Source organism: Paraburkholderia sp. SIMBA_054 (assembly GCF_046534875.1).
Lineage (GTDB): Bacteria > Pseudomonadota > Gammaproteobacteria > Burkholderiales > Burkholderiaceae > Paraburkholderia > Paraburkholderia hospita.
On sequence record NZ_JAWRXV010000065.1, the window covers coordinates 15805 to 42482 of the forward strand.

General features: G+C 62.4%; 19 protein-coding genes. 7 read left to right on the top strand and 12 right to left on the bottom strand.

The genetic code is table 11. From position 1 onward, the window contains the following. Positions 1-172 precede the first annotated feature (172 nt). On the top strand, positions 173-1177 hold the full coding sequence (locus SB822_RS45015; RefSeq protein WP_007745962.1) for a LysR family transcriptional regulator: 1005 nt from the start codon (positions 173-175) through the stop codon (positions 1175-1177). 173 nt (positions 1178-1350) lie between these two features. Next, positions 1351-1659 carry a DUF4148 domain-containing protein gene (locus SB822_RS45020; protein ID WP_410857696.1) on the top strand — a complete coding sequence of 103 codons (309 nt, stop codon included), beginning with the start codon at positions 1351-1353 and terminating at the stop codon, positions 1657-1659. Positions 1660-1862: 203 nt separating this feature from the next. Here SB822_RS45020 and SB822_RS45025 read toward each other — a convergent pair whose 3' ends face one another. From SB822_RS45025 to SB822_RS45040, 4 genes are all read right to left on the bottom strand, one after another. After that, positions 1863-2930, bottom strand: coding sequence for a purine-nucleoside phosphorylase (locus SB822_RS45025; protein ID WP_410857697.1), 1068 nt, complete (start codon positions 2928-2930; stop codon positions 1863-1865). 247 nt (positions 2931-3177) lie between these two features. After that, entirely contained in the window at positions 3178-4104 is a 927-nt protein-coding gene (locus SB822_RS45030) for a cation diffusion facilitator family transporter (RefSeq protein WP_410857698.1), read from the bottom strand. A gap of 42 nt (positions 4105-4146) precedes the next feature. Beyond that, positions 4147-5208 carry a selenide, water dikinase SelD gene (gene selD / locus SB822_RS45035; protein ID WP_079487229.1) on the bottom strand — a complete coding sequence of 354 codons (1062 nt, stop codon included), beginning with the start codon at positions 5206-5208 and terminating at the stop codon, positions 4147-4149. A gap of 137 nt (positions 5209-5345) precedes the next feature. Then, positions 5346-10187, bottom strand: coding sequence for an NAD-glutamate dehydrogenase (locus tag SB822_RS45040; RefSeq protein WP_410857699.1), 4842 nt, complete (start codon positions 10185-10187; stop codon positions 5346-5348). Positions 10188-10707: 520 nt separating this feature from the next. Between SB822_RS45040 and SB822_RS45045 the strand changes: the two genes are divergently transcribed. Continuing rightward, entirely contained in the window at positions 10708-12150 is a 1443-nt protein-coding gene (locus tag SB822_RS45045) for an acetate kinase (RefSeq protein ID WP_410857700.1), read from the top strand. Positions 12151-12230: 80 nt separating this feature from the next. Here SB822_RS45045 and SB822_RS45050 read toward each other — a convergent pair whose 3' ends face one another. From SB822_RS45050 to SB822_RS45080, 7 genes are all read right to left on the bottom strand, one after another. Next, positions 12231-13736: a hypothetical protein gene (locus tag SB822_RS45050; RefSeq protein WP_410857701.1), complete on the bottom strand. Its 1506-nt coding sequence runs from the start codon at positions 13734-13736 to the stop codon at positions 12231-12233. An 8-nt stretch (positions 13737-13744) separates the two neighbouring features. Beyond that, positions 13745-14458 (bottom strand): C39 family peptidase, encoded by a 714-nt coding sequence (locus SB822_RS45055; RefSeq protein WP_410857702.1) that lies wholly within the window; start codon positions 14456-14458, stop codon positions 13745-13747. A 3-nt stretch (positions 14459-14461) separates the two neighbouring features. Further along, a complete protein-coding gene (locus SB822_RS45060; RefSeq protein WP_410857703.1) occupies positions 14462-14917 on the bottom strand; it encodes a hypothetical protein in 456 nt (151 codons plus the stop codon). Positions 14918-15119: 202 nt separating this feature from the next. After that, entirely contained in the window at positions 15120-16349 is a 1230-nt protein-coding gene (locus SB822_RS45065) for a hypothetical protein (protein ID WP_410857704.1), read from the bottom strand. 17 nt (positions 16350-16366) lie between these two features. Continuing rightward, complete coding sequence (locus SB822_RS45070; protein ID WP_079500235.1) at positions 16367-17596, bottom strand: hypothetical protein; 1230 nt, start codon at positions 17594-17596, stop codon at positions 16367-16369. A 748-nt stretch (positions 17597-18344) separates the two neighbouring features. Continuing rightward, on the bottom strand, positions 18345-19181 hold the full coding sequence (locus SB822_RS45075; RefSeq protein WP_410857705.1) for an alpha/beta fold hydrolase: 837 nt from the start codon (positions 19179-19181) through the stop codon (positions 18345-18347). Next, positions 19178-20212 carry a M14 family zinc carboxypeptidase gene (locus SB822_RS45080; protein WP_410857706.1) on the bottom strand — a complete coding sequence of 345 codons (1035 nt, stop codon included), beginning with the start codon at positions 20210-20212 and terminating at the stop codon, positions 19178-19180. Before SB822_RS45080 ends, SB822_RS45075 begins: the two co-directional genes overlap by 4 nt. Positions 20213-20498: 286 nt before the next feature. Between SB822_RS45080 and phnC the strand changes: the two genes are divergently transcribed. From phnC to SB822_RS45100, 4 genes are all read left to right on the top strand, one after another. Continuing rightward, on the top strand, positions 20499-21359 hold the full coding sequence (gene phnC, locus SB822_RS45085) for a phosphonate ABC transporter ATP-binding protein (RefSeq protein ID WP_079500237.1): 861 nt from the start codon (positions 20499-20501) through the stop codon (positions 21357-21359). Positions 21360-21413: 54 nt separating this feature from the next. Next, positions 21414-22382: a phosphonate ABC transporter substrate-binding protein gene (gene phnD, locus SB822_RS45090; RefSeq protein ID WP_410857707.1), complete on the top strand. Its 969-nt coding sequence runs from the start codon at positions 21414-21416 to the stop codon at positions 22380-22382. After that, positions 22379-23212 carry a phosphonate ABC transporter, permease protein PhnE gene (gene phnE, locus SB822_RS45095; RefSeq protein WP_007746000.1) on the top strand — a complete coding sequence of 278 codons (834 nt, stop codon included), beginning with the start codon at positions 22379-22381 and terminating at the stop codon, positions 23210-23212. The genes phnD and phnE overlap by 4 nt, the downstream gene beginning before the upstream one ends. A gap of 1047 nt (positions 23213-24259) precedes the next feature. Next, complete coding sequence (locus SB822_RS45100; RefSeq protein WP_024163085.1) at positions 24260-25096, top strand: DMT family transporter; 837 nt, start codon at positions 24260-24262, stop codon at positions 25094-25096. 16 nt (positions 25097-25112) lie between these two features. On the opposite strand, the gene SB822_RS45105 is transcribed toward SB822_RS45100, so the two are convergent. Beyond that, positions 25113-26669 (bottom strand): PLP-dependent aminotransferase family protein, encoded by a 1557-nt coding sequence (locus SB822_RS45105; protein WP_007746028.1) that lies wholly within the window; start codon positions 26667-26669, stop codon positions 25113-25115. Positions 26670-26678 lie beyond the last annotated feature (9 nt).

Here is a 26678-nt window from a genome sequence, read left to right on the forward strand (position 1 = left end):
TATCGAATGGTGCGAATTGTGGGACCAGCAGACTTCCAAATAAATGCCTATAATCCGGCAACACAATTCGGTGCACCTGAACAATCGAATGACTTTATTCGGCGCCTTAGCCAATCGTTAAATGGCTGATGCGGCTGCTTCACCAGTGCTCCGGCTCTTTCGGAGGTTTGCAATGGACCGACTTCAGGCCATGCAAGTGTTCACCCGGGTCGTCGATACGAACAGCTTCACCCGGGCTGCGGAAACGCTCGATCTACCCCGCGCTTCCGTCACGACGATCATCCAGAATCTCGAAGCGTTTCTCGGCACGCGCCTCTTGCATCGCACGACACGCCGTCTTTCGCTGACGCCGGACGGCGCTGCGTACTACGAGCGTTGCGTGCGCATTCTCGCGGACGTCGAAGAAACGGAAGCGAGTTTCCAGAGCGGCAACAAGAAGCCGAGTGGCAAGCTGCGCATCGATATGCCGGGATCGATCGGACGTCTGCTCGTGATTCCCGCGCTGTGCGAATTCCACACGAAGTACCCGGATATCGATCTGCAACTCGGCTTGTCCGACCGCCCGGTCGATCTTTTGCAGGAAGGCGTCGATTGCGTGGTGCGGGTCGGCGCGCTGCAGGATTCGTCATTGGTCGCACGCAGAATAGGGTTATTCGAAGGCGTGTCGTGCGCGGCGCCTGCGTATCTGGAACGCGCGGGCATTCCTCAGACGCTCGAAGACCTCGACCAGCACAAGGCGGTGAATTATTTTTCGAGCCGCACGGGCCGGGTTATGGACTGGTCGTTTCTCGTCGACGGCAAGGAAGTCGAGGTGAAAATGAAGAGCGTGGTGTCCGTCAACGACGCGGATGCGTACGTGACGTGCGGCCTCGAAGCCTTTGGCCTGATCCAGCCGCCGCTCTTCATGGTGCTGCCGCATCTGCGTTCGGGCCAGCTCGTCGAGGTGCTGCCCGAGATGAAACCGCTGCCGATGCCGATTTCCGCGGTGTATCCGCATAGCCGGCATCTGTCGTCGAAAGTACGCGTATTCGTCGACTGGATTGCGGAGATTTTCGATCGCTGCCCGCTGCTCAGCGGCCGCGCAAGCCTCGACAAGACCTGCACGCAACGCACGCTCGAGCAGAAAGAGACGGCGCCGGAATTCAAGACGCCTGTGATGTCGGAGTGGGTTGCATAGGCCGCCAGGCCTTTGTTTAAGGGACGATCGCGGCATCGCGCCGCGATTGTTCTGAAATTGCGACAATTCATTTCATGAAAGCCGGGTTTATCGCCCGCGCGTCAAAGCCTACATTTCACCCTGTCGCAACGCCGGACCACGACGGCGTAGCAAACGATAGGAGTGAATGAATCATGAAACGCAATCTGCTGGCAGTTCTTGCTCTCTCGCTGGTCGTCAGCGCACCGGCATTTGCCGGCGGCGGCGGTGGCATCGGACGCGCAGGATCGTATAACGATCAATGGTGGCAACACTCGGCGAATGCATCGGCACCGAAGTCTCGCGCAGAAGTGCGCGCGGAAGTGACCGACGCGTATCGCGACGGCACGCTGCCTTCGCTGAACAAGACCTCGTACCCCGAACAAGGCCTGATTGGCCGCACGCAAGCTGCGCGCCTCGAAGCGCAAAGCGATGGCACCGTGCGCGTCGCTCGCGGCCAGTAATCGTCATTCTATTTTTAGTCGCAGGAGTCGAACATGAGCCCATCGGAACTCGATGACTGGGCGGCGGACATTCCCGTCTGGACACCCTATCGCTCGCATTAAGTGCGCGTTAGAAGATAGCGAAGTGTGTGTACCGCGCTCAATCGCATGAAAGCGATTGAGCGCTTTGCGTTGGTGCCGATTTAACGTCCTGCGCTATGCGATCAGCGATGCGGCACGCCGTTGCGCCATTCGCCCCAATGCGACACGATGTCCTGAACGAGTGGATTGCCCGCGCGGTACAGGTTCTCAAGCGCGATAGTGAAGCCACCTTGCCCGGCGTAATTGAGCAGGTTGTCGGCGCTCGTCTGTCCATCATAAGGACGATCGAAATCCGAACCCGCACGCAATACCGCAACGCGATTCAAATCGACGCGATGCACGCTTGCAGCGCGCTTCAACGCTTCATAGGTCGAGTTGTCTTCCTGTTGCGTCGTGCAGTAGACGCCCTTGCCGTCCGTGAGAATCTTCGTCCAGTCGCGCGCGCGTTCGCCCAGCTTCGTACCGGACCACCACGTATCGCCTGCTAGCGTGTCGCACTGAATGACAGTAGGCGCGCGATTGGCTGGCGCATAGTTGTATTTGGCGCGCGCCGCTTGCGCCTGCGCGTTGTCAGACAGCACGACATTCTGCGACAGCGCAAAAGCCACCTGGGCGAGGCGTGGATTCAACTGGAATACTTCCGTGCGGTAGTCGAGTGGCGGCTTCTCCGAAGGGCTTTTCGTATTGATGCCGAGATAGCCGGTGTTCCAGCCCGGTGGAATTTCGCGTCCGTCGATTTCCCATTGAATGCCGAAGTCGACAAGGTATTTGGCCCACGCAGCAGAGCCGACCGTACCTTGAATCGGATCGATACCCGCAATGCCCGCCACCATGAAATATGTGTGCCGCAAATCGAAACGCGACGAGAATGCGAGCGCCATGGTCGACGCGGCGGCATTCGTGTGGCCCATGCCCGTCGTCATCACGCAGATGTCCTGTCTGTTGCAATGGATATTTGGATAATCCGGCGAGAGACCCGCGACAGGAATGTCTTGCCACGGCCCGAGTTTATCGAGCCACACCTGCCCTTCCGGTCCGAACATCGAAATGATCATCACCTTGACGGGCCGGCCGTGTGATTCGCCGTTGCCTTGCGCAAAGCTGTCGTCCTGCGCATTCGCCAATGGCGAGACTGCCGTGCATGCAGCCAGTGCCAGAGCCGTCAATGTGCCTACCGTGCGAGTTACCATGACAAGTCCTTTCTTTAAGCTTGCTAAAGGATTGGGAATGGAATGCATGCCCTCGCGTAACAGGGCGGAGCTAAGTATAGGCGGCGTCGAATTGTTTTCCATTAGCTAATTCCACTTGTCATTTCAAATAGCTGATTCGCATAAATCGAAAAAGAACTGCAATACGAAAAGTGAATCAGAAACGAAAAGACCCGCGAACGTTGCCTCGAGTGCATCATTCGCGGGCCTTTGAATAAGGTATCGGCGCTTAATCGAGCGACGCCTCGGTTCTCACTCTCGGCACATCCGGCTCGAAGAACACCCACCGCACTTGCGGAAATGTCGCCTGCAAATCGGCTTCGACGATATTGATCGCGTCGACCATTGCACGGCCACTGTCGTAGTCGATCATCTCGGCCTGCACCGCGACGACCACATGACGTCCCCACTGCAGCGTAATCAGATTGATGATGCTGCGTATCTCCTTGCGCGTGTGCAGATGCGCTTCGATTGCGCGCCGCACTTCCGGACTCGCCGATTCGCCGATAATCATCGACTTGACCTCGCGCGCCACCAGAACCGCAATCACCATCAGCAACACACCGACGCCGACGGAACCCCACGCGTCAAATACGGGATTGCCAGTGATCATCGTCATCAGCACGGCGACGAAGGCAATCGCAAGACCGAGCAGCGCGGCCACGTCTTCGCCCGTGACGACGAGCAATTCCGATTCGCGCGTTTCGCGAAACCATCGCCACATCGATTTGTCTGGATTGGTCTTGCGGATTTCCCGAACCGCGCCCATCAGCGAAAAAGTTTCGAGCACCACCGAAACACCCAGCACGCCAAGCGCGATATATGCATGCGACAACGGCTCATGCGCCATCAGACGATGCACACCCTCATAAACGGAAAACACGCCGCCGACGAAGAACAGCAGCAGCGCGACGATCAGCGAATAGAAATAGATTACGCGCCCCGCGCCGAGCGGATGCAACAGGCTTGCGGGACGGCGCGCCTGCTTGAGGCCGAACAGCAGCAATACCTGGTTGCCGCAATCGGCCGTCGAGTGAATCGCCTCGGCGAACATCGAACCGGAACCCGTGAATGCAGCAGCCGCGAACTTGCAGACCGCAATGCCGAGGTTCGCTGCCAGCGCGTAAAAAATGGCCTTCGGTGATTCTTCTTTCATAGGCTCTTCGAGTTGTCGTGATGCAATTGGAGTGAGAAAGAATTAAACGACTTCGACGCGCGGTGCGCCATCGTGCAATTCGCCGATTACCACCGCGCGATCGAAGCCGTCCGCGCGGAAGATCGCGAGCACGTCGTCGACGATATCGGGCGAACACGATACCAGCAGCCCGCCCGACGTCTGCGGATCGGTCAGCAACGCGCGTGCCGTGTCGGGCAGCGAATCCGCGAGACGCATGTCTTCGCCATACGAAGCCCAGTTGCGGCCCGACGCGCCCGTGATGACGCCCGCCGCCGCGAACGCATCGACACCCGCAATCCAGGGCAGATCCGCGTAACGCAATCGCGCGGTCAGTTGCGCGCCGCGCGCAAGTTCCAGCGTATGGCCGAGCAGGCCGAAACCCGTCACGTCCGTCATCGCATGTACGCCCTCGAGTGCGGCCAGTTCCGTGCCCGGGCGATTGAGCTTGGTGGTGGCCGCGATCATCGCGGCGTAGCCTGCCGCATCGAGCTGATTCTTCTTGAGCGCCGCCGACAGCACGCCGACGCCGAGCGGCTTGCCGAGCACGAGCACGTCGCCGGCTTGCGCGGACGCGTTGCGCTTCACGCGCTTCGGATGCACGACGCCGAGCGCGGCAAGACCGTAGATCGGCTCCACGGAGTCGATCGAATGGCCGCCCGCGACAGGAATGCCCGCCTGCGCGCACACATCCTCGCCGCCGCGCAGCACGGCTGCGATCACGTCGTGCGGCAACACGTTGATCGGCATGCCGACCAGCGCGAGCGCGAGAATCGGCTTGCCACCCATTGCATAGACATCGGAGAGCGCGTTGGTCGCAGCGATGCGGCCGAAGTCGTACGGATCGTCGACGATCGGCATGAAGAAGTCGGTCGTCGCGATGATCGCCTGCTCGTCGTTCAGGCGATACACGGCAGCGTCATCCGAGGTTTCCGTGCCGACCAGCAGGTCCGGAAACGACGGCATCGGCACGCTGCGCTTCAAAAGATCGGACAGCACGCCCGGCGCGATCTTGCAGCCGCAGCCGCCGCCATGCGAAAGGCTCGTGAGTCGTGGGACGTTGGAACTGACAGCGGATTCGCTCATGATGGTGAGATGCCGGAGGGTCGATAAGGGCTATTATCCGGCAATCCGCGAAAGCGCTGTCGAACAGGTCGCGCAAAGAGAAACGCGCCCTCGTCTGTGTGACGACAGCGCGTTCCTTTGAAGGCAACCGTGCGCGTCTAGCGGCGTTCGAGCGTCGCCATCTCCCGCACGATCACGAGCAGCATCGACAGGGTCGCGCCGCCCGCCGCGCGCAAATCCGTCAGCAGTTGCGCATAGCGCGCGAGCGCGTTCTCGCGTTTGGCGCGCCACGCGTCGACGACACCTTCCGCAGTCGTCGCCTCGGGCGCTTCCGTGAGCGCACTCGTCGTCAGCACGCGCTTGAGTCGCGCAAGCTCGGCGAGCGCGGCGGCCCGCGCCATCACGTCCCAATGCGTCGATGTCGGCAGCGCCTCGGCGCGCTCGCCGATCCAGCCGTAGATCAGTTGCGTGCCCAATGCGAAGTACACGCCCGCGACGAGTTCGAGCCCGCGATCGGTCGTCGCCGACACTTCCGCGATATCGAGCAGCGCAGCAGGTATGTCGCCGCTTGCGACGCGCACCGCCAGCTCGCTGTCGACGCCTGCATCGACGAGCACGCGCTGCCGCTCGGACAAGGCTTCGAGTTCCGCGCCGGGCAACAGCATCGGCAATTGCGGCGCGAGCCGTTGCGCCGCGTCGCGACAGCGCGCAATCAGTTCCGCCACGCCGCCGTCCTTCACTTCGCCCGACTGCAGATGCCGCAGGAACCACAGCGCGGCGCGCTCCAGCAGCTTCGTGATCTCGACGAACATGCGCGCCTGCACGTCGTCGGCGACCCGATTGTCGAGCGCGTCGATATTGCGCCACACCTCGTTGAGATCGAACACGTCACGCGCAATCATGCACGCGCGCACGATGTCGCCGGGCTTCCCGTCAGTCTCTTCCATCATCCGGTGCACGAACGCACAGCCAACACGATTCACCAGCGCATTCGTCAAATGCGTCGCCAGAATCTCGCGGCGCAGCGGATGATGATGCATCGGCTCGCTGAAGCGCTGGCGCAGCGGCTTCGGGAAGTACTCGGTCAGCATGCCCGCCACCAGCGCATCTTCCGGCACGTCGGTTTCGAGCAGCGCATCGTAGAGCCACATCTTGCTGTACGCGAGCAGCACCGCGCGTTCGGGTGAAGTCAAACCCTGCTTCGCGGCAAGACGTTCGTTGATTTCGTCTTCGGATGGGAGAAATTCGATCACGCGATTCAAACGGCCCGCGCGTTCGAGATAACGCATCATGCGCATTTCGGCGTCGAACAGTTCGGCTGCATAGCGGCCTGCAATCGACAACGCCTGGGTTTGATAGTAGTTGTCCTGCAATACGAGTAGCCCCACCTCCTCCGTCATTTCCGCGAGCAATGCATTGCGCTGCTTGTCCGTCATCTCGCCATCCGCGACGACGAGGCCGAGCAGAATCTTGATGTTCACTTCGTGGTCCGAGCAGTCGACGCCCGCGGAATTATCGATTGCATCGGTATTCATGCGGCCGCCGCGTTGCGCGAACTCGATGCGCCCGAGTTGCGTGAGGCCCAGATTGCCGCCTTCCGCGACCACCTTGCAACGCAGATCGCAGCCGTTCACACGCACCGCGTCGTTGGCCTTGTCGCCGACCTGCGCATGCGTTTCGCGGCTCGCCTTCACATAGGTGCCGATGCCGCCGTTGTACAGCAGATCGACGGGCGCCTGAAGAATCGCGCGCACCAGTTCCGAGGGCGCGAGTGCGGCGGCCGTGATGCCGAGCATCGACTGCACGGCGGGCGAAAGCGGGATCGTCTTCGCAGTGCGCGCGAACACGCCACCGCCTTGCGAGATCAGCGCAGGGTCGTAATCGGCCCAGCTCGAACGGTCCAGATTGAAGAGCCGTTGACGTTCGGCGAAGCTCGTCGCGGGATCGGGATTCGGATCGAGGAACACATGCCGGTGATCGAACGCGGCGATCAGGCGAATATGCTGCGACAGCAGCATGCCATTGCCGAACACGTCGCCCGACATGTCACCGACGCCGACCACGGAGAAGTCCATCGTTTGCGTATCGACGCTCATTTCGCGGAAGTGGCGCTTCACCGACTCCCACGCACCGCGCGCGGTGATGCCCATTTTCTTGTGGTCGTAGCCGACCGAGCCGCCCGATGCAAATGCGTCGTCGAGCCAGAAGCCGTATTCCTGCGAGATCGCGTTCGCGAAATCGGAAAACGTGGCCGTGCCCTTGTCGGCGGCGACGACGAGATACGGATCGTCGGGGTCGTGCCGCACGACGTCGGGCGGCGGCACGATCTGGTTACCCACGCGGTTATCGGTGAGGTCGAGCAGCCCGCGCAGGAACGTCTGATAGCACGCGACGCCCTCGCGCATCCATGATTCGCGATCGGTCGGTGGCGGCGGATTCTTCACGACGAAACCGCCCTTCGATCCAACCGGCACGATCACGACGTTCTTCACCATCTGCGCCTTCATCAGACCGAGCACTTCCGTGCGGAAATCCTCTCGGCGGTCGGACCAGCGCAAGCCGCCGCGCGCGACACGCCCGCCGCGCAGATGCACGCCTTCGACACGCGGCGAATACACCCAGATTTCGAACATCGGCTTCGGCTCGGGCAGGCCCGGCACTTTCGCGGGATCGAACTTGAACGACAGATAAGGTTTCGGCTTGCCGCTCTCGTCGCGCCGGTAGTAGTTCGTGCGCTGCGTCGCGTTGATCACGCCGAGGAACTGGCGCAGGATGCGGTCTTCGTCGAGGTTCGGCACTTCGTCGAGCGCGCCTTCGATCGTCTTCAGCAGCCGCTCGACGCGTGTCTCGCGCGTCGTGGCAGGGGCCGGATCGGACCGCGCAATGAACAGTTCGACCAGCATCCGCGCGATGGCGGGATTGCCCGTCAACGCACGCTCTATATACGCGTCGCTGAACGTCGAGCCCACCTGCCGCAGATACTTCGCGTAGGCCCGCAAGATGATCACTTCGCGCGCGCTCAGTTGCGCGCGCAGCACGAGGCGGTTGAAGTTGTCGTCTTCGATATCGCCTGTCCAGACCCGCTCGAATGCGTCTTCGAACAGGCCCTTCACGCGCTCGATGTCGAACTCGGTGTCGTCGGCCAGTTCGAGGCCGAAGTCGTGAATCCATGCAGGTGCGGCACCCGGTGCTTCGATCAGGTAAGGCCGCTCTTCGTCGACGCGCACGCCCAGATGTTCGAGCATCGGCAGGCTGCGCGACAGCGCGATCGGATCGCCCACGCGATACACCTTGAAACGGAACGCGCGCGGCCCCGCTTCGATGGGCCGGTACAGGTTCATCGCGATCTGCTCGGTGCCCTGCACGCGCTCGATCAGCTCGATATCGCGCACCGCCGTGCGCGCCGGATAGTCGTCGCGATAGCCGGCCGGAAACGAATCCGCATAGTGCTGCAACAGGCGGTTGCCTTGCTCTTCACCGAACGCATCGAGCAAGGCATCTGCAAGATCGTCCTGCCAGCGGCGCGACACCTGGATGAGCCGCTGTTCGAGTTCGCGCGTATCAACATCCGTCATCGCGCCCGGCTCCGCGTGCACGACGAAATGAATGCGCGCGAGCGTCGATTCGGACAGCAGCGGCGTGAACTCGACGTTCGTGCCGTTGAACGCGCTCATCAGCAGCCTGGCGATACGCCGGCGCAAGTCGGTGTTGTATTTATCGCGCGGTACGAATGTGAGGCACGACACGAAGCGGTCGAAGCGGTCGCGCCGCACGAACATCCGCGTGCGCTGATGCTCCTGCAAGCGCAGCACGCCCATCGCCGTGTCGTAGAGTTCGTTCTCGTCGGCCTGGAAGAGCTCATCGCGTGGATACGTTTCCAGCACCGTCACCAGCGATTTGCCGAGATGCCCCTTCGGCAGAAAACCCGCGCGCCGCACGATGTTCGCGCATTTACGCCGCACGATCGGAATTTCCGAAGCGGACGTTGTATAAGCCGTGGACGTATACAGCCCGATAAAGCGCCGCTCGCCGTTGATCTTGCCGTCCGGCCCGACGAGCTTCACGCCGACATAGTCGAGATAGCCGGGCCGATGCACCGTCGCGCGCGAATTGGCCTTGGTCAGAAAGATGGGCGTCGCGCCCGCGATGATATCGGCGGCGGCGGCCGGCAACGGTGTCACTTCGGACGTGCCCTGAGCCCGCAAGGATTCGCGCAAGAGGCCGAAGCCCGAGCCCGGCACACCGCGCAAGCCGTACTGGCCGTCATGCGTAACGAGTTCGTAATCGCGCTGGCCGAGAAACGTGAAGTGGTCCGCCACCATCCATTCGACGAACGCGCGCGCTTCGACGCCTTCCGGGCTCGTTTCGCGCGTGGCCATGTCGCGGATCGTCGTGCGCGCTATCTCGACGATCTTCGGCCAGTCTTCGACGGAGGCGCGCACATCGCCCAGTACCTTCGCGATCTCGTTGCGTAATGCATCGAGCTTCGCGGCATCGCCGCAGCGGTCCACTTCGAAATGAATGAACGACGCGAGTTGCGAATGGCCATCGTCGCTCGACGCGCCTCCGGGCGCAATGCGCTCGATGCCGCCGTCCTTGCCGCGCCATATGCGAAATACGGGGTGCAACACGGAGTGCAGCGACAGACCGAGACGGTTGACGGCCATTGAAACCGAGTCCACCAGAAACGGCATGTCGTCGTTGACGATCTCGATGACGGTGTGATCCGAGTGCCAGCCGTGCTGTTCGAGAATCGGGTTGTAGACGCGCAAACGTTCGCTGCCCGGCACGAAGCGTTGCGCCGTTTGCCAGTGCGCCATCGCGGCGCCGTAGAGATCAGCGATGCCGCGGCTTTGCAGATCGTCGGCATCGGCGAAGTCGTAGTAGTGACGCAGGAATGGCTCGACAGCTGCGAAAGCGGGCTCGGGCAATCGTCCTCGCGCGAATTCGACGACATCGTTGAGCAGATGGGCAACGGCTTCTTCGTTCTTCGCTTGCATGACGTCCTCCGCGACGGGCGACAATCGATTGCATAGACTGAAGCGCATTATGCACCCGTTGAGCAGAAACGGATTGTGCATGCGCACATCGCGCATGCTTGCTCGCGCCTGTGACAGAAGCGTGTCGATTGAAAGTACGCACAGCGGATCACGCGTTGCGAAGCCCCATGCGAAATGCTTCGTTCTGTTGGCTAACCATCACAGGCCAGGGTTCTTCTTATTAGCGTAGGCAGCACCGATGCGTTAGGCTTTTATGGTCCGCGATAAAGCCATAGACGGTCATTTTTTAAAGATTTTATTGCGGATGCATGAACACAAGTTGGAAATAGATACCAATAGCGAATCACGGTTCCAATACCGATTCCATTCGCGAGCATGGAGACGCTCTTGTGTCGCGTAAAGCGGTCATACGAAGGGGTTGCTTCATGCCCAGCACAACGACTCGACGTGTCGATGCGGCTGGCCTGTTGTCGAGGTGTACCGGGGTAGAACCTGCAAGCCTGACATGGAGAACAGACCCATGAAGCGCGAGCCATTTCGACATGTGCGGACGATCAGTTACGCAACGATGCTTCTCTTTTACGTTGAAGCTCATGCGCAATCGCTTCAAGATCAAACCGCACAAGAAAATATCGCAACCCTTCGCCAGGAACTGAACAACCGTATCAAGGAACTCGATGTACTAAAGCGCAAAATCGCGGAAGAAGAAGCGCAATTCCAGCAGTTGAGCAAGGCACTCGATTCACGCATGCTCGAAGTGACGCGCGGCACGGGCCAACCCGGCTCGGGCGCAGCCCCCGCCACGGGTGTTGCGCAGAGCGCGGCACCAGGCGGCAATGCAGACGCAGCGCCCAATACCGCCGACGCCGCAACGGCGGGCGCAGCAACGGGTGCAACAGCCGGCGCCGCGACGGGCGCGGCACCCGCGCCTGTGATCAACATGGCGCAAAACGCAGGCGGCGAGCAACAGGTCCAGCCTGTCGGCCAGGCGCCCATCCCCGACACCGCGCCGCCTGCCGTCGCGCCGATCTTCGATCAGCCCGGTGTGCTCACGCCGAAGAACAAGTTCGTGCTCGAACCTTCGTTCCAGTTCGGCTATTCGTCGTCGAACCGTGTCGCGCTGGTTGGCTACACGATCATTCCCGCCTTGCTGATCGGCCTGATCGACGTGCGTGAGATCAAGTCGAACGTGCTGACGGGCGGTGTTGCCGCGCGTTACGGCATTACGAACCGGATGGAAGTCGAAGTGCGCGTGCCGTATGTCTATTCGACCAACGACACCGTCAGCCGCGAGATCTTCACGGGCTCGGCGCAGGACAACGTCTTCGGTAGCAGCGGCCACGGCATCGGCGACGTCGAAATGACGATGCGCTACCAGCTGAACGAGGGCGGCCCGGACAAGTTCTATTACATCGGCTGGCTGCGCTTCAAGACGGCCACGGGCAAGAGCCCGTTCGACGTCGTGACCGATTGCGTGACGCGCTGCATCGGCAATACGACGGGGACGGGCCTGCCGCTCGAACAGCCGACGGGCACTGGTTTCTATGCGATCCAGCCTGGTCTCACGTGGCTGTTCCCGAGCGACCCGGTCGTGTTCTTCGGCAACTTCAGCTACTTGCACAGCTTTGCCCGCAGCGACCTGAGCCTGCACATCCTGAACGGCGAGACCGATTTCGTCGGCAAGATCCAGCCCGGCGATATCTATGGCTTCAATATCGGCATGGGCCTCGCGCTGAACGAAAAGGCTTCGTTCAGTATCGGCTATGACCAGAGCATCGTGCTGCCGACCAAGCAGAACGGGTCGACCGTTCCAGGTTCGGTGCGCGTGATACTCGGCACGCTGCTCGTCGGCTACTCGTACCGCCTCACGCCGAAGACGACGCTCAACTTCTCGCTCGGCGCCGGCCTCACGCGCGACACGCCGGATCTCACGCTGACGTTCCGCATGCCGATCCAGTTCTAACCTGGTTCGCTCGCAACGCCTCTATCGAAACAAAAACTCGCGACGCCTCCCCAGCGTCGCGAGTTTCTTTTTTCAGGCTTCTATCTGGGGCGGACTGAATTCATCAATGCGTTGTTCAAGGTCGCGCCCAGATTCATGCTCTTGAATAACCCCAACGAATTGACCGATGCATTGATCGTCGTCAGCGCCTGAATGTTCTGGTTGCTGAGCGTGTTCTGGATCACCGCGCCCGACAGGCCCTGCACCGAGCCCTGCTGCGCGATATTGCCGCCACCGTTTTGCAGCAGCGACCCGATGTTCGCCGCGGCGAGCGATTGCGCCTGCTGCGTCGTCATGTTGCTCAGGTCCGGAATGTTGAAGCTGGTCTGCGTGACGAGATTACCGTTCACGACTGCCATCCTCGACACACCGAACGAGACCTTCAGGCCGTTTGCCACATCGAAGCCGCCGCGCATCGTGTCGAGTTTTTCTTCGCTGATGGCGACTGTCGTTTTCGATGACCAGTTCGGATCTTCTGTGTCCGCTCGTGCTTTGACTTCGTGACCGCGGTCGGGGGGCGTGTCGTTGCGCGACGCTTGAGGCACGGCAATGGGCGCCGCATAGGAAAGCGGCGCTTTGACCTGTGCCTGCGCGGGCGGCGCGGCGCGTTCTTTGATCTGCGGTTGCCCGGCTGTTGTTTGCACCGATGTATTCGTCGACGCCGTCGAATCGTTCTGCACGCTCTTTGCCGTCTGCGAAACAGGCACGGCAACCGGTCGCGCATAGGAAACGGGCGGCTTGACGATCACGCGTTCATTCGCAACCGGCGCTTCATGCGCGGGCGACACGGGGGGCGGTGTCGGCGTTGCATCGAGAGTCAGTTGTTCATGCCGCATTAACTGCGCTTGCGCGCGTTCTTCTACTTGCTGTGCGCGCGGTGCTTCGGCCTTTTCGGTCTTTTCAGTGTTTTCACCTTTGCGCGCGGCAACCGCGATCGGTGCCGCATACGACACCGGAAGCGGTTTGACGGGCGCTTCGGCTTCTTGCGCGAGTGCGGGCGCTATGGGCGTTGCGGGCGCTGCGGCCGCAGTTGCGTCGGCCGCATCCTGGTGTTCAACCGCATCGCGCTGTGCGAGCACATCCTTTTCTTGTGGAGACGAAGACGGCGTCGACGAAGCATCGACTGCATACAGCGCTTCGTTGATGACGGCTTCGTTCGTTACGCGACTCGCTTCGTCATTCGCATCCTGCTTCGCCGCGCTGTCCGCTTCGTCAGCAGCGTCCCGGCGCGGTGTCGCGACGGCAATCGGCGCCGCGTACGACACGGGCACAGGGCGCATGCCATCGGCGTCGCCATCGTCGGAAAATGCGCGCGGCTTTTGCGTGGACAATGCATCGACGACAGCCTGCGTAATGGCATCCGTCGCATCCGCCGCAGACGCGGCGTCGCGCAACACCAGCGGCTCGACCGCTACGCCAGCGACATCCGGCGCGACCACCGGCGCCGCAGCAGGCGCGCCCTGTTCGAACGCGTGTGCGCCGAACGTCACCATCGAACCACATACCATCGTGGCAATGCCGGCGAGTTTTCGGGTCTCGGTTCTCATGATGGCCCTCAGAAATCACTCGCGCCATGCTTCGGCATGACGGTGAAGAACAGACCATCGCGATTGACGCCCGTATAGAGCGGCGCGGGCGGCGCGACTCGCCAGTCGACGGGATCGTTGAAGATCCCGACGCCAGGTTTGTTATGGATGACGAACAGGACCTGGTCTTCCCATTTCGTCTCGAAGCTCTTCACCGGCAGGGGACGCGTGCCCGTTGCGGGATCGCCGATCAGTACGCGGTCGTTCTTCAACCCTTTCACCACGACAAAATGGTGATAGCCGCTTTCGCTGATCAGCACGATCGCGGGCGTGTTGGTTTCGACGAGCTTTTGCAGCGGCAGCTCATAACCGTCCGCGATGAACCCGCGCCGCTCGAGAAAGCGCTTGATGTCGAGCAACGAGAAGCCCTCAGTGCGGATCTTCGCCTGATCGCCGTTCTCGAACATCTCCTGGAATGCGGTCTGCTCGCTCACCGGATAGTTGTATTGAAAGGTAAGCAGCGTCGCCACGGCAGCGGACCCGCAACTGAAGTCGAACTGCTGCTTGATGGTGCGCTTGAAGCGAGCCTCTTTCAGGCTCGTGACGTGCATCGCGTAACCGGCGCCCGACGGTTCGTAGATCGTAATGGGGTCGGCGCGCGCCGGGGTTGCCGCCGTCAACGCGAACGCGAGCAGCCACACGGCTCCATGAAAGGCTCCCTGAAGGGCTCCATGAAGTTTCATCGCTCATTCCCCGAAGCGCACGTTGACGATCGTCGCGTTCTGGATCAGCACGTTCGCGCCCGTGTTCTGTATCACGGTCGGCAAGCCGCTCGCGTTCGAGAACGAGCCGCCCGAGATCATGTTCGACCCGGTGTCCACGTTGCGCGCGGTATTGTTCGCGACCGTGCCGCGCAGGTTCATGTCGTTGAAGACGGCTTCGCCGCCGCGATGCGCATCGAGCTGCTCGGCCGACATCGCGACACCGAAGGTCGCGTCGGCGGCGGGCGCCGGTGCAGGGGATGCAGCAGCTGTCGGGGCCTTCAGCGCACTCACGCCTGGAGCGGCTGTCACAACGGGGGCGATCGACGTATCCGCTTGCACGGGAGAACGCAGTTCGCCGGCAAAAACATAGGCTGCAAAGCAAGGCAGTCCGATAACGACAGGCAGTACCACCTTCGCAATGCGTTTGAACGCCTGCATGGTTGTCTCCTGGTGCTTCGCCGATCCGTGCTGCAACGGCCTTGCGGCGCGCGCGGCAGCGTCGTGCGAAGTGCAATTTGTGCGACCTTCGCCCGGCGCGCCTACCCCGTACGCCGGAACGATGGAACAGGAGCCGTGGAGCGCGAACGCCCCACGGCACATCACACAACGACTTATCGACGCTAACTGTCCTTCACGTCAGTTAGCGGCCGACAGCCAGGTTTGCCTGCACAGTGACAGCCTGCTGTACGAGCGACGCCATACCGCTGTTCTGGTTCAGAACCATCACGCCAGCTGCCGACTGAGCCGCGCTCGCCATGTTGTTCGACATGTCGAATGAGCCCGTCGTCATCGTGACAGTTCCGCCAGCGCCGCCTGCACCGCCTGCGCCACCCGAACCTGCTGCGCCTGCTCCAGCCGAAGCCGTTGCCGCGCCGCCTGCTGCGCCTGCTGCACCAGCACCGCCTGTTGCCGAGCCGCCAGCGCCTGCCGTCGACGTCGCTGCGCCGCCGTCACCCGCTGACGCGGTGGCTGCGCCGCCTGCACCTGCCGTCGACGTCGCCGCGCCGCCCGTGCCCGTGCCTGCGCCGCCCGATGCCGTCGCTGCGCCGCCCGTCGCGGTCGCCGCGCCTGCCGTGGCTGCGCCGCCCGTGCCGCTACCCGAAGCGGTTGCCGTGCCGCTGCCCGAGCCGCTGCCCGAGCCCGACGCTGCGCCGCTGTTCGAGGTGGCCGTGCCGCCGCCGCCGCCCGCACGTGAGGACAGATCGCCGCTGCCGGCTGCGCCAAGCCCGAGACCAGCTCCAGCGCCGAGTGCCGCGCCCTTGCCGCTGCCGTAGCCGCCATAGGCAAGCGTGCCTGCTCCTGCACTGCCGCCCTTCGCGCCAGCGTCACCGCCGCTCCCGTAGCCCTTGCCGCCGGATGCCTTCGACCAGCCGCCATCGCCGCCCGACGCCTTCGCGTAGCCGCCATCGCCACCCGATGCCTTCGACCAGCCGCCGTCGCCGGCAATGGCACGACCGCCATTGCCGCCGTCGCCGCCATAGCCACCGACAGCGCCGGCGCTTCCGCCTTTGCCGCCGATGCCCCTGGCGCCGTCGCCGCCCTTGCCGCCATTGACGTTGCCGTAGTTGGTCGCGACATTGCCGATGCCAGTGACCCTCACATGGCTCACGGTGCCGTCAAGCTTGCTGACGGCCACGGTCTTCGTGTTGTTCCATGAGTCCTGCGAGACCTTCGAGTGTCCCGTCACTTCGTTGACGTTGTTGCCCGTCGTGCTGCCTTGGGTCGACGACGCCGTGTTCGACAGGGAGTTATCGCCACTGCCCGACTTCTGGTTGCACGAGTAGTCGCCATTCGCGCAGGGGTTGGCCATCGCATAGCCGCTAAAGCCCAGCGCGACGATGGCTGCTGATGCCAAAAGTGTCTTACGCATGAAAGCCTCCTATTGGATTAGCGGCCAACGCTCAGATTTGCCTGAACGGTGACGGCCTGTTGCACCAGCGAAGCCATACCGCTGTTCTGGTTGGCGACCAGGATGCCCGCTGCCGACTGAGCGACGCTCGTCATGGTGTTGGCCATGCTGAAGTCACCCGTGCCGACGCCGATCGCGCCACCTGCACCGCCTGCACCGCCTGAGCCGCCCGAGCCCGCGCCGCCGGCTGCTGCCGTCGCCGCGGCTGCTGCGCCTGCACCGCCTGCACCGCCTGCGCCGCCCGTCGCACTGCCGCCGTTACCGGCCGTCGAGCCTGCCGTGCCGCCTGCGCCTGCCGTAGCCGTCGCTGCGCCGCCCGCACCTGCCGCCGACGTCGCTGCGCCGCCTGAGCCTGTGCCTGCGCCGCCCGTAGCGGTGCCCGTTCCAGCCGTAGCCGTTGCTGCGCCAGACGTGCCTGCGCCGCCCGTGCCCGTACCCGTGCCCGAGCCGCTCGCCGTTGCCGTGCCCGTACCCGTGCCAGTCGCTGCGCCGCTCGCCGACGATGCGCTACCGCCACCGCCATTGGCCTTCGAGTGCACATCGCCGCTACCTGCGAGCCCAGCGCCCGCACCGAGCGCGAGACCTGCGCCCTTGCCGGAGCCATGTCCATCGCCGCCTGCCGCTGCCGATCCAGCGTGCGCGCTGCCGCCCTTGGCCCATGCGTCGCCGCCACTGCCAGAGCCCTTGCCACCGTAGGCCTTGGAATTGCCGCCGTCGCCGGCATAGGCCTTGGCGTTGCCGCCATCGCCAGCCGATGCCCTGGAGTTGCCGCCGTCGCCAGCTATGGCCTTGCCGCCATTGCCGCCGTATCCGCCGTCGCCGCCGATCGCCAATGCGCTGCCACCCTTGCCGCCTATGCCTTTCGCGCCGCTGCCGCCGCGTCCGCCGTTCGCATTGCCGTCGTTATAGGCATGGTTGCCAATGCCATAAACGCTTACGCCCGATACAGACCCGGACAGACGGCTCACTGCGACGATCTTGGTGCTGTTGAACGAATCTTGCGCGACCCTCGCACCCGTCGTAATTTCATTTGCGTTGTTGCCCGTGGTGCTGGTTTGAGCGGATGTCGCCGAGTTTGTCGATGTGTTGCTCCCGCTGTATGACTTCTGGTTGCAGGATGAATCGCTATCACTGCATGGGTTTGCCATTGCGTAGCCGCTGCAGCCCAAGGCGATGACTGCTGCGGACGCCAGTAGAGTTTTGCGCATGGAATCCTCCTGGAGGAGATGGGGGGCGGGCTGGCAGACTGCACCAATCCGGCTCGCCGTGTCGCATAGGCGATGCCATGCATGTAAGGCATTGAAATTTAAAGAAATTTCACATTTCCCGTGATGCGGGATGGAAAGATGAGGGTAATTACCTACGTTTTATGTTTCGCGTTTGAAACGCATAAACCGGCATTGCGCCGGTTTACCAAAATGAGGAGTTTTACAATCGCTTTTAATTCAAACGATTAGGGAACACTGCTAAGAATAAACCCGATATTTTAAAAACGTTTCTTTTTTGACGGGCGCGATTCTTGAGTGCCAGGATAATCCACCCCGGAACCCCCGCGATTCTTCGATAAAGGCCGTTAGTGGCCTTGCGCACCATGGGTTTGCGCCAGATTGGCGCTGGCGACACACAGCGCATCAGTGGCGTAAAAAAACGTATCGTTTACGACGCCGCAAGCCGCATGCAGCCTTCATCCGCAAGTATTTCCACACTCTCTAACGGTATGCGGAATTATTTTACAATTTCAGTATGTGCCTAATGCACCGAACCCCAATCTATTATCGCGTGTTAATGGCGCGTAGCACCAATTTGCCATTAATCATGACGCATGTCCACCAAAATAAAAGTCCGCACACCATTACTGTTAAAGGTAATGCGGCGATATTGCATTGCACTAATGCAGTGCATCAATGATGCGCATTTTCTTCGTGTTTAAAACTTAATGAGAAATTTAATTATCGATTATTCGTCGGACAAATCGGATTGCTTATTTTCGAGGTCTGGATCGACGGTCGGCTGCACGAGCCAGGCGCCAATGCGTTCGACGGTCCACACGGGATCGTCGTGCGGCAAATCGTGGCCGGCCCATGCGTGCCGCCAGTGATCGGCGCTCCACGCCGCGGCCAGCGCCGCTGAGCACGCGGGATCGACCAGCCCGTCTTCCCGCGACGACAACACCAGCGTCGCGCACGCCGGCCGCTGCCGCCCGGCGCTGAAGCGCGCGGCCGCGATCAACTGACGCAGCGCGTTCGCCCGGCTGACGGGCGCGCTCTCGCGGATCGCAATCCAGTCCTTCAGGTCGGCGTCGACCGTGTCGCGGTGATTGCAGGTCAGGCGATGAATCGCCTCTTCCGCGGCACGCGCGTCGCGCCAATGTGAAGCAATGTGCGCCAGCCCCGGCCATGCCTGCGGGCGCAGCCGTTCGTCGAAGCGGCTGAACGGCCGCATGCTGGTGTTGATCAGCACGAGCCGCGCGATCTCGGCGGGATGACGCTGCGCCCAGCAGGTCGCGACCATGCCGCCCAGCGACATCGCCAGCACGCAATACGGTCCCGCCGCGCCGCTGGCGCGCGCCGCCGCGCGCACGAAGTCGACCATCCCGGCGACATCCAGCGGCGCGCGCAGGTTCGCATATTCGCCGTTGCCGGGCAGGTCGATGGTCAGCACGCGAGTGGGCGCGGCGTGCGTGACTGATGCGCTTTGCGGCGTGCCGTCCAGCGCCGCGCGCAACATGTCGGGCAATGCGCCCCAGTGCCGTGCCTCGCGCGTCAGACCGCGCAACAGGATCCACGTACTCATTTTTTGCCTGGCTCGTACCAGAGTTCCGTCGCGCTTTCGAGCAACTCCTCGCGGCGGCTGCCTTGCGGCAGCCAGCGCTGCGACGCGTAGGCCGCGCGCGTCAGGAAATCGAGCAGGTTCGCGTGGCGCCGCAATACGCGCGCGGTGCGGTGCGCTTTCAGCGGGTTGAACATGCCCTGGCGTGAAAAGATCTGCCGGGGGTTTTTCTTGATCCATAGCCATGAGCCCAGTTCGAGCGTCATCGGCAGAAAAATGTTGGGCGGCGGCGCGCGGTCGTACGCGCAGTCCCACAGGTCGCCGTGCAGCAGATACTGATGGCTCTGCGGCTCGAACATGTAGCCGTGGTGCGGATGCGCGCGCTCGAACATCGTCTTCAGCGCGTACATTTCCGGCAGATGCGGCATCGGGCGACGTGTCTTCGCGTACGGGAACCAGATGCTGTCGCTCCAGCCGTAGCCCGAATGGCAATCGAGCGCGAACGACAGCGGCCGCGCCGCCAGCTCATTCGCGACGACGCGTAACAGCGCCTCCGCCTCCGCTTCCATCGGCGCGCCGCGCCGCCCGCGATACCACGGCAGCCACGAACCGACGCGCTGTCCACCCGCGAGCAAAGGCACGCGCTCTTCGGCGTCCTGCGGCGCGTTACGCATCAGATCGACGCCGTTCGGATTGGCGCGCGTCGCGGACCACATTCCGCCTGGATTGACGATAGGGACGAAAATCAGCCGGATCGACTGAAGCTGGCGCACCAGCAGTTCGTCCCATTCGAGCCGCCCGAGCAGCGCGCGCATGTAGTCGAGCACGAGCTGCGTGCCGATCCGCTCGAGCCCGTGTATGCCGCCGAAGAAACCGATCGCGGGCGCCCGCGGATCCCGCGAGCCGATGCTCGCCGTCTGCACGGCAAACGTCCTGCCGCGCACCTGCGTTTCGCACACGGAATGAATCTCGAAGCTGCCGCTGCCGACCTCGAGAATCGCCTGCAGTTCTTCGTACTCCGTAAACGTATCGGGCAAAAAGCTCAGAGCCTGCATGGGCTGCGCCGGTTGTGGTGTGAGGTTATTGGAGACGGCTCACGCGTGACGTTTCCAACTATAGCGTTTCGTGCTTGCCAATGGATGACAGTGGTCCGCGCCGTTGCGTTTGTCATATCGATGACACACTGCGCGATCCGGCACTGCGGCGCGCCGCACGCTGCCGTGCGAATCGGCGAAAGATGTAGTCGTCTAGATGTTGCGACGCCTTCACTCAACCGTCACAGACGCTTTCTAGAATGTCCCACAACTTCCGGCTTGCACCGGAGTCATCGACAGGACACACATGGAAGCAATCCGCATCGAACGCCTGAGCAAGACATTCGGCAACGGCCGCAAGGCGCTCGACGAAATCGACCTGCGCGTCGAGCAGGGCGAAATGGTCGCGCTGATCGGCGCGTCGGGCTCGGGCAAGTCGACGCTGCTGCGGCATATCGCGGGCTTCACGGTGTCGGATGCGCAGCCTTCGCAGATTGCGATACTTGGGCGTCCGATCCAGCAGAACGGCCGCATCGTGCGCGAAGTGCGCAGCATTCGCCGCGACATCGGCTTTGTTTTCCAGCAGTTCAATCTCGTGAACCGGCTGACGGTCGAAGCGAACGTGCTGATCGGCGCGCTCGCGCGCCTGCCGCTGTGGCGCCGTCTCACGGGCTGCTTTCCGCGCAGCGAGCGCGCGCTGTCGATGTCGGCATTGAACGAAGTCGGCATCGGCGAGCATGCGCGCGAGCGCGCCTCGACCCTGTCGGGCGGTCAGCAGCAGCGCGCCGCGCTGGCGCGCGCACTCGTGCAGCAGGCGCGCATCATCCTCGCCGACGAGCCGATTGCGTCGCTCGACCCGGAATCGTCGCGCCGCGTGATGGAGATGCTGAGCACGCTGAACATCGAGCATGGATTGACGGTGCTGGTCTCGCTGCATCAGGTCGACATCGCGATGCAGTACTGCCAGCGCACGATCGCGATGCGGCGCGGCAAGGTCGTGTACGACGGACCGTCTGCGGCGCTCACGCCCGCGCTGTTGCAGAAACTCTATGGCGACGATGCGCGCGAGCTGCTCGACGACAGTCAGCAGCCCGATAGCGCTGATAGTGCCGGGAGCGCCGCGCCTCGCGCGCGCGTGCTGCCGCTCAAGGCGGCGCGCTCGGCCTGATCCCCTTTCCGCAAAGAAACGCTGTACCCGACTCACTCACCTGGAACAGAACTCATGAAATTTCTGCGCTCACTGCTCGCCGGCGTCGCCGCCGTGTCGGCATTCGCGAGCTTCGCCGCCCATGCCGAAGATTTGAATCTCGGCATCATCTCGACCGATTCGTCGGCGGTGCTGAAGCAGCGCTGGCAGCCGCTCATCGATGACATGAACAAGCAGACGGGGCTGAACATCAAGCCGTTCTTCGCAACCGACTACGCGGGCATCATCGAAGGCATGCGCTTCAACAAGGTGCAGGTCGCGTATCTCGGCAATGCGTCGGCGATCGAAGCCGTCGATCGTTCGAATGGCGAAGTATTCGGCAAGACGACCTATGCGAATGGCGACGCCGGTTACTACTCGGTGCTGATCACGAACGTCAACAGCCGCTTCAAGACGCTCGACGACGTGTTCAAGAACACGAAGGACGTGACGCTCGGCTTCGGCGATCCGAACTCGACGTCGGGCACGCTGGTCCCCGGCTACTACCTGTTCGCGCAGCACAATGCGCCCGTGCGCACGTCGTTCAAGACGGTGCTGCCGTCGAGCCACGAAGCGAACCTGCTCGCCGTCGTGAACAACAAGATCGACATCGCGACGAACAACACCGAGATGCTCGAGACGCTGAAGAAGCAGCACCCCGACCGCTTCGCGCAGGTGCGCGTGCTGTGGCAATCGCCGCTGATTCCGTCGGACCCGCTCGTGTGGCGCAAGGATCTGCCCGATGCGACGAAGGAGAAGCTGCGCCAGTTCTTCTACAACTACGGGAAGACCGACCCGCGTGAAAAGGCCGTGATGGCGAACATCTCCGGCTATAGCGGCTTCGCGCCGTCGACGGATGCGCAGTTGCAGCCCATTCGCCAGATCAAGCTGTTCGAGCAGAAGCAGAAGATCGAAGCGGACGCGTCGCTGTCTGATTCGGATCGCAAGACGCAGACGGCCGCCATCGACGCGAAGCTGTCCGCGCTGAACGCGCAAAAACAATGAGCGCAGCCGACCTGAGCGCCGACCGCTCGACGCCGCCCGCCACGCCTTCGCGCGAGGTGCTGGCTGCGGCGGCGGGCAAGCGGAGCTGGATTTCGTTGCTTGGCTGGATCGCTGTGATCGGCATGCTTGGCTTGTCATGGCAAGCCGCCGACATGCGGCCGCTCGATCTGCTCACCGACTCGGGCAACATGGGGCAGTTCGCGAAGGACTTCTTTCCGCCCGACTTCACGGAATGGCGCACCTATTTGCAGGAAATGGGCGTGACGCTCGCGGTCGCGGTGTGGGGTACGGCGCTGTCGATCGTGTGCGCGATTCCGTTTGGGCTGATGTCGGCGCATAACATGGCGCCTGCGTGGGTTGTGCAGCCGGTGCGGCGGTTGATGGATGCGTGCCGCGCGATTAACGAGATGGTGTTCGCGATGCTGTTCATTGTCGCGGTTGGGCTTGGGCCGTTTGCTGGCGTGCTTGCTTTGTGGGTGCATACCACGGGCGTGCTGGCGAAGCTGTTCGCCGAAGCCGTCGAGGCTATCGATCCGCGTCCCGCTGAAGGGGTGCGGGCTACGGGCGCGACTAGCCTTGATGAGATCGTGTATGGCGTGCTGCCGCAGGTTTTGCCGTTGTGGATTTCTTATGCGTTGTATCGGTTTGAATCGAATGTGCGCTCGGCGATGGTTGTTGGGATGGTGGGCGCCGGGGGCATCGGGGTTGTGCTTTATGAGTCGATTCGGTCGTTTAATTATTCGCAGACGGCGGCTGTTATGTTGATGGTCATCGTTGTTGTTACTGTTATTGATGTGGTGTCGGCGAGGTTGCGGGAGCGGGTGATTTAGTTTGCCTCTGGCGGTTTGTTCTGCTTTGGTTTTTTTGGCCTTTGCGCTGGCATTCGCGTTTGCGCCTTTGCGGCGCAAGCGTTTCGATTTGTTCGGTTTTTCGCTGGCATCCGCGTTGTGTCTTCGTGCTTCAAGCGTCGCCGTTTGATGTTTTGGCCTTTTCACTGGCATCCGCGCTATGCCTTCGTACTTCACGCGTCGCCCCTGTGCGGGGCGGCACCTACTTTTCTTTGCCGCCGCAAAGAAAAGTAGGCAAAAGAAAGCGGCTAACACCGCTAATTCTTGTTCTTGCCTGAGGGCCCCCGAAGGGTCTTACGCTTCACGCGGCAATCACGTGACCCATGTTCGTTGCCAACGCTCTTGCGGTGCGCCTCACCCGCTTCACCCACCAGCGCTTCACCATGCCGCGCCAGATAGTCCACGGCCGCCCAGGTGGCAAACTGTGTGTAGGCCGTAGTGCCCCGCACGCCTCACTTCGGACCGATAGCGCAGACGTTCCACCCTGCAAGAGCGCTACCCTGTACGACGGCACAACCTACACACAGTTTGCCACCTGGGCGGCAGAAACCATTCGCTGCCGCCAGCCCTTGCGCGGGTACTTGAAGTGGGTGAGGCGTTCATTCGAAGCGTTGGCAACGAGCGTGAACGACTGCGTTGCCGTGTGAAGCGTGGGGACGTTGGGGGCCCGTGGATAAGAACACGGGCTGGCGGTGTTAGCCGCTTTCTTTTGCCTACTTTTCTTTGCGGCGGCAAAGAAAAGTAGGTGCCGCCCCGCACAGGGGCGACGCGTGAAGCAAGCTAACAAAACGCGGATGCCAGCGTAAGAGCGAACAACTCGAAACGCCCGCGCCGCGAACGCGCAAACGCGGATGCCAGCGAAAAGGCCAAAACACCAAACGGCGACGCCTGAAGCATGAAGGCATAACGCGGACGCCGGCGAAAACGAAAGCAAACCACCCCAGCGTCGCAGACAAAAAACCAAAAATCCCCCCATATCAACACAAAAAACCACATCTACGGAATAATGTCGGCTTTAGCCCGACACCCATGGAATCCCTCATCGTCCTGCTCGTCCTTGTATCCGCCATGCTCCACGCGAGCTGGAACGCATTCCTGCGCCTCGCGGAAGACCGCATCTGGCTGCTCGGCATGATGTCGATCCCCTACCTCGCCGTCAGCGCGATCGGCGTGATCATCCTGCCCCTACCCGCGCCCGCCGCATGGCCCTACATAGCGGCATCGGTGGTGCTGGAATTCGGCTATTGCCTCGCGCTCGTGCGCGCCTACCGCAGCGGCGATTTCGGACAGATCTATCCGATCGCGCGCGGACTCTCGCCCTTACTGGTGTTCGCCGGCGCACTCGTGTTCGCGCACGAAACCTTGAAACCGCTCGCCGCAACAGGCGTCGCGCTGGTGTCGCTCGGCATCGTGTCGCTCGCGTTTCGCCGCAACATGCGCTTCTCCGGTGAAAGCGTGCCCTACGCATTGCTCACGGGTCTTTTCATCTCGGCATACTCCGTCGTCGATGGAATCGGCGCGCGCGTCGCGGGTAATGGACTCAGCTACATCATGTGGGTCTATCTGCTGTGGAACGTGCCGCAGTTTCTGCTCGTGTGGCATTGGCGCGGCGGCGCAAAAGGACTCTTCACGTCGCGCGCGACGATGATGAAAGGCATGCTGTCGGGCGTGATCGCGTTGGTCGCGTATTGCCTCATCATCGAGGCGTATCGCTATCTGCCCATCGCCATGGTGTCCGCGCTGCGCGAGCTCAGCTCGATTTTCGCGGTGCTGATCGGCTTCTCGTTCATGCACGAAAAGCTGACGGCGCGCCGCGTGTTCGCATGCACACTGGTCACGCTCGGCGCGGTGCTGATTCGCTTCTAACGTCCGCTCGCATCGCTCACGCGAAAAGCGGCAACGTCGCGTCGATCGCATCGGCGAGCGTGTCGAATGCGGGCGCGATCTCCTCGTCGGGCACGCACGCATAGCCGATCAACAGCCCCGACTGCGAGCTGGACGGTTGCGCGTAGTACCCCGACAACGGACGCACAACGATATTGCGTTCGAGCGCAGCCGCCGCGACGGCGCGGTCGTCCGTGCCCTCGGGCAGTTGCATCACGAGATGCAGGCCCGCGTCGCCGCCGACAGCCGGCAACGCATCGCCATAACGCCGCGCGGCGGCGTCGAGCAAGGTCGAGCGGCGCTGCCCATACAGCGTGCGCATCTTGCGGATATGCGACGTGAAATGCCCCTCGGCGATGAACTCCGCGAGCATCGCCTGCTGCAGCAGTTGTCCTTCCCGATACAACTCGGCGCTAGCCGTCGCGAAGCTCTCGGCCAGTGCCTCTGGCACCACGAGATAGCCGATCCGCAGCCCCGGAAACAGCGTCTTGCCGAAGCTGCCGACATAAATCACCTGCCCCGCCGTATCGAGCCCTTGCAGCGAAGCGAGCGGCCGGCTCCCATAGCGATACTCGCTGTCGTAGTCGTCCTCGATGATCCAGCACTGGTTCTGCCTCGCGTATTCGAGCAGCATCCGCCGGCGCGCGAGGCTCATCACCATGCCGAGTGGGTATTGATGCGACGGCGTCACGAGAATCAGCTTCGGCGGATGGGCGAGATCGTCGGGCGACGGGTTGATGCCTTCTTCATCGACGGAAATCGGGCGCGATTTGAGACCGGATACGTGCATCACGCTGCGCACGCCCCAATAGCACGGGTCTTCCGTCCAGATGACGTCGCCGGGATCGGATAGCAGACGCACGGCGAGATCGACGGATTGATGGATGCCCGTCGTGATGATGATCTGCTCGGGCGTGCAGCGCACCGAGCGCGACGTGCGCAGATAGTCCGCCAGCGCGTGGCGCAGCAGTGACAGGCCGCCGCCGGGCGCGTAGGTCAGCAGATCGGGGCGCAGACGCCGCCAGTACTTGTTGTGCAGCCGGCTCCAGACGCGCGCCGGAAAGCGCGTGACATCGGGCACGCCGGGCATGAACGCGCCCCACTGCCGCTTCGACACGCCCGCGCCCGCGATCAGCCGCGCGCCGCGCTGCGACAGCGCGCGCGCGGCGGGCTGTTGCGCGTGCAGAAGCGATTTCGAATGCGGCGGCAACAACGCCTGCTGCAACTGCTGCACGGGAGCGGAAACAGGCGCAGTCTGTCCATCTGGCGAGCCAACGATTTCATCCGGCGACGTATCGGCGACGAATGTGCCGCGCCCGGTCGCAGATGTCACGTAGCCCTCCAGCGCCAGCTGCTCGTAGACCTGCGTGACGGTATTGCGCGCGATGCCCAGCTCGTTGGCCAGCAGCCGCGACGACGGCACCTTGCTGCCAGCGGGCAATTCGCGCGTCAGAATGGCCTGTTGCAGCAGCCGATGCAGCTGCCGGTAGATCGGCAGACCATTGCCGCGGTCCAGACGCTGGGCCAGCCAGTCGGACAAAACACTCGCGCGCATGAATTGGCT

What these genes read in the sequence shown, in the direction of transcription:
- SB822_RS45015 (WP_007745962.1), top strand. Translation starts at nt 173, where the DNA reads ATGGACCGACTTCAGGCCATGCAAGTGTTCACCCGGGTCGTCGATACG.
- SB822_RS45020 (WP_410857696.1), top strand. Translation starts at nt 1,351, where the DNA reads ATGAAACGCAATCTGCTGGCAGTTCTTGCTCTCTCGCTGGTCGTCAGC.
- SB822_RS45025 (WP_410857697.1), bottom strand. Translation starts at nt 2,930, where the DNA reads ATGGTAACTCGCACGGTAGGCACATTGACGGCTCTGGCACTGGCTGCA.
- SB822_RS45030 (WP_410857698.1), bottom strand. Translation starts at nt 4,104, where the DNA reads ATGAAAGAAGAATCACCGAAGGCCATTTTTTACGCGCTGGCAGCGAAC.
- selD (WP_079487229.1), bottom strand. Translation starts at nt 5,208, where the DNA reads ATGAGCGAATCCGCTGTCAGTTCCAACGTCCCACGACTCACGAGCCTT.
- SB822_RS45040 (WP_410857699.1), bottom strand. Translation starts at nt 10,187, where the DNA reads ATGCAAGCGAAGAACGAAGAAGCCGTTGCCCATCTGCTCAACGATGTC.
- SB822_RS45045 (WP_410857700.1), top strand. Translation starts at nt 10,708, where the DNA reads ATGAAGCGCGAGCCATTTCGACATGTGCGGACGATCAGTTACGCAACG.
- SB822_RS45050 (WP_410857701.1), bottom strand. Translation starts at nt 13,736, where the DNA reads ATGAGAACCGAGACCCGAAAACTCGCCGGCATTGCCACGATGGTATGT.
- SB822_RS45055 (WP_410857702.1), bottom strand. Translation starts at nt 14,458, where the DNA reads ATGAAACTTCATGGAGCCCTTCAGGGAGCCTTTCATGGAGCCGTGTGG.
- SB822_RS45060 (WP_410857703.1), bottom strand. Translation starts at nt 14,917, where the DNA reads ATGCAGGCGTTCAAACGCATTGCGAAGGTGGTACTGCCTGTCGTTATC.
- SB822_RS45065 (WP_410857704.1), bottom strand. Translation starts at nt 16,349, where the DNA reads ATGCGTAAGACACTTTTGGCATCAGCAGCCATCGTCGCGCTGGGCTTT.
- SB822_RS45070 (WP_079500235.1), bottom strand. Translation starts at nt 17,596, where the DNA reads ATGCGCAAAACTCTACTGGCGTCCGCAGCAGTCATCGCCTTGGGCTGC.
- SB822_RS45075 (WP_410857705.1), bottom strand. Translation starts at nt 19,181, where the DNA reads ATGAGTACGTGGATCCTGTTGCGCGGTCTGACGCGCGAGGCACGGCAC.
- SB822_RS45080 (WP_410857706.1), bottom strand. Translation starts at nt 20,212, where the DNA reads ATGCAGGCTCTGAGCTTTTTGCCCGATACGTTTACGGAGTACGAAGAA.
- phnC (WP_079500237.1), top strand. Translation starts at nt 20,499, where the DNA reads ATGGAAGCAATCCGCATCGAACGCCTGAGCAAGACATTCGGCAACGGC.
- phnD (WP_410857707.1), top strand. Translation starts at nt 21,414, where the DNA reads ATGAAATTTCTGCGCTCACTGCTCGCCGGCGTCGCCGCCGTGTCGGCA.
- phnE (WP_007746000.1), top strand. Translation starts at nt 22,379, where the DNA reads ATGAGCGCAGCCGACCTGAGCGCCGACCGCTCGACGCCGCCCGCCACG.
- SB822_RS45100 (WP_024163085.1), top strand. Translation starts at nt 24,260, where the DNA reads ATGGAATCCCTCATCGTCCTGCTCGTCCTTGTATCCGCCATGCTCCAC.
- SB822_RS45105 (WP_007746028.1), bottom strand. Translation starts at nt 26,669, where the DNA reads ATGCGCGCGAGTGTTTTGTCCGACTGGCTGGCCCAGCGTCTGGACCGC.